This window comes from Streptomyces sp. NPDC015127 (genome assembly GCF_043080095.1).
Lineage (GTDB): Bacteria > Actinomycetota > Actinomycetes > Streptomycetales > Streptomycetaceae > Streptomyces.
The window spans coordinates 1-2,694 of record NZ_JBIBVE010000086.1 but is presented as its reverse complement, the minus strand read 5'-3'; the positions used below and the strand labels follow the sequence as shown (position 1 = coordinate 2,694).

At 64.3% G+C, this 2,694-nt stretch carries 1 protein-coding gene and 1 pseudogene; both read left to right on the top strand.

All coding sequences use genetic code 11. The features are described 5' to 3' along the window. Nucleotides 1-98: pseudogene (locus ACF08N_RS37995) on the top strand (IS5/IS1182 family transposase); the annotation flags it as partial. Nucleotides 99-805: 707 nt separating this feature from the next. Further along, nucleotides 806-2,694 (top strand): AAA family ATPase (locus tag ACF08N_RS37990; RefSeq protein WP_392329260.1); only part of this gene is annotated, 1,889 nt, incomplete at its 3' end.

The following is a 2,694-nucleotide window of genomic DNA, read 5'->3' as shown; positions in this document are numbered from 1 at the left end:
TGCGGGCTCCTGGAGAACGTGCCTTCGCACAGCTGAAGACCTGGCGACTGCTCCGGCGGGCCAGATGCTCCACCCGCCGCATCGGCACCATCGTCTAGGCCGTCCACACCCTCATGACCTGCACGTATTCAGGATGAAAGAGGTTCACTGAGCCTTCACGCACCGCTTCCTTCGCGATGCGCGGCGACATGTCAGTCGGCAGCTCGCCGCCCGCTGGCTGTAGCTCAGCAGCACCGCCGCGGCCCGCAGCGGCATCACAGGTGCCGTTGCCGCGTCATCGCGGTCCGGCTGCTATGGCCGCTTCTGGCGGGCGAAACGCCGTGCCCCCTTCTGAGGTTTCAGACGATGTCTGGAAGAGCAGGCGCCGAGGCGGGATAGCCGACGACGAGTCCTGGCGGGTTTTCTACGGAGAAACGGACGGTGCTCCCCCAGCCCTCGTTGCCGTGACGGCAGGCCTCTGACACTGGCTACGGGGCGGTCGCAGACTGTTCCTGGTCCGTGCGGGTCCCGTGCCCTGCCGTGGTCAGCGTGCATTTATGACAAGACGCAGCACAAACAATACCTCGCTTTCAATTTGCGCTCGGCACGGAGAGTCGAAAATCGCATCGCGCCTGGAGTGTGTACTGATTAGCATGCGATCCTTGAAGGGGTTCTTCCGATGCATTGGTCAAAGTAACACCTGGGATCATTTTTTGGCCGGTGGTTCTGCACAACGCCTTCGTTCCGAGGGAGGTAAAGTTGTCATGGCTGCCAGTACCACCTGGCATGATGCCCGTCCCACTATGATGCCGTCCGCTCTGGGGAGGTGCCCGTGACTGGACTGACAAGTGCTGGCGGCCGGTGGCCGCTGGTGGGGCGTGATCAGCTCTTGGCGGAGTTCAGGCGGTTGCTTGCTGATGTACGGTGCAGCGGGTTCATGGTATGTGGGACGGCTGGGGTGGGTAAGTCACGGCTGGCTGCTGAGTGCGCTGAGGTCGCGGGTGCTGCGGGGTGGCAGGTGGGCCGGGCGGTGGCTACGGAAGCCGCCCGGAACGTGCCGCTGGGTGCGATCGCGCATCTGCTGCCGGCCGGTGTGGATTTCACTGATCCTGGATCCGGGTTTGCCGCGGTGGCGAGCCGGATGAAGGCTGCGGGCGGCGGGCGGCTTGTGATGCTGGTCGACGACGTTCCGCTGCTGGACGCCACTTCGGCTCTGCTGCTGCGTGAGCTCATCGACACGAAGACCATTTTTCTCATTGGCACAGTACGGCGCGGACAGAAACTGAGCCATGCAGTACAGGAACTGACTGCCAGCGAGGCTGTTCATCGGGAAGAACTCGGCATTCTGACGGAAAAGCAGGTGGCGGATCTGCTGCAGCAAGTACTCGGCGGATCCGTCGGAAGGTGGACAGTGCACGAGTTCTTCGCGGGGAGCGGTGGGAATCCGTTGTTCCTGCGGGAGCTGGTTCTGGGGGCGTTGGCTGCTGGTGATCTGGAGAGCGATGGTGAGGTGTGGGATCTTGCGCGTGGTGAGCTGTTTGGGCGCAGTTCGGTGGGGACGCAGCATCTGTCCGAGTTGATCACTGCCAGGCTGACTGCTGCGGAGCCTGAGGGCAAGGCGCTGCTGGAGGCGCTTGCTGTCTGTGGGGAGCTCTCGCTGAATGGTGCGGAGGCCGTTGCCCCGCTTGGTGTGCTGGATTCCCTCGAGGACGCCGGCCTGGTGCGGCGGGCCACAGACCGCCGCCGCACGAGTGTGATGCTCGCGCAGCCTTTGTACAGCGAGATCCTGCGTGCGCGGGTTCCCTATCTGCGGCGACGGGAGATCCTGCTGAGGCAGGCCGATCTTGTGGAGAGCCATGGGTCCCGGCGGCACGGGGATGCGCTGCGGACGGCGTCGTGGCGTCTCGCCGGCGGCGGGAACGCCGACCCCGAGCTCCTGATCCACGCAGCAGCCCTCGCGAAGCACGCACACGACTACGGTCAGGTCGCCTATGTGCTCGAGGCCCTGCCAGACAATGCCCACACACTGGCGACGCGCCTCATGCTCGGTGAGGCATTGCGGGAGATCGGGCGCAGCGCCGACGCAGAAACGGTCCTCCTGGAAGCCGGTGCCAACGCCCGCGACGAAGAAGAGCAGCTTGCAGTGACCATCGCCCGTGCCCTCAACCTGTTTCTGGTCGGCGCCCGGACCGACAGGGCACTCGCGGTCATCGATGAGACGCGGGAAGCGCTGAGCCGTCCAGCCGCACAGCACGCCCTTCACGTCACCAAGGGCTACATCCTCGCTCTCTCAGGCCGCCTGACTGAAGCCCTCCGCCACCTGGAAGAGCTGGAAGGTGACGTCAGTGAATCTGCGTACCCTCCCGTCTGGCTGCTCGGAGCCAGCGTAAAAGGCGGCGCTCTCGCTATGACCGGAAAATTGACCACAGCAAAAGAGATCGCTGAAAGAGGATACGAAGCTCATCTGCGCACGAACAGAAAGAACACCGCGCTGACCCGTATCTCACTGATGGTTGCGTTGTCGGAGAATGGTGAGATTGCGGAGGCGCGCAGGGTTGGGGAGCAGGCGTTCAGTGATCTGGTGGCCAACCGGGTTTCGCTGCCGCGGGTGTGGATTGCCTATCACATGGGCCGGGTGGAGTGGCTGGCGGGCGATGCCGCTGCCGCTCGCCGCTGGTACGCGGAGTCCGTCGCGCTCGCCCGCAGTCAGAACCA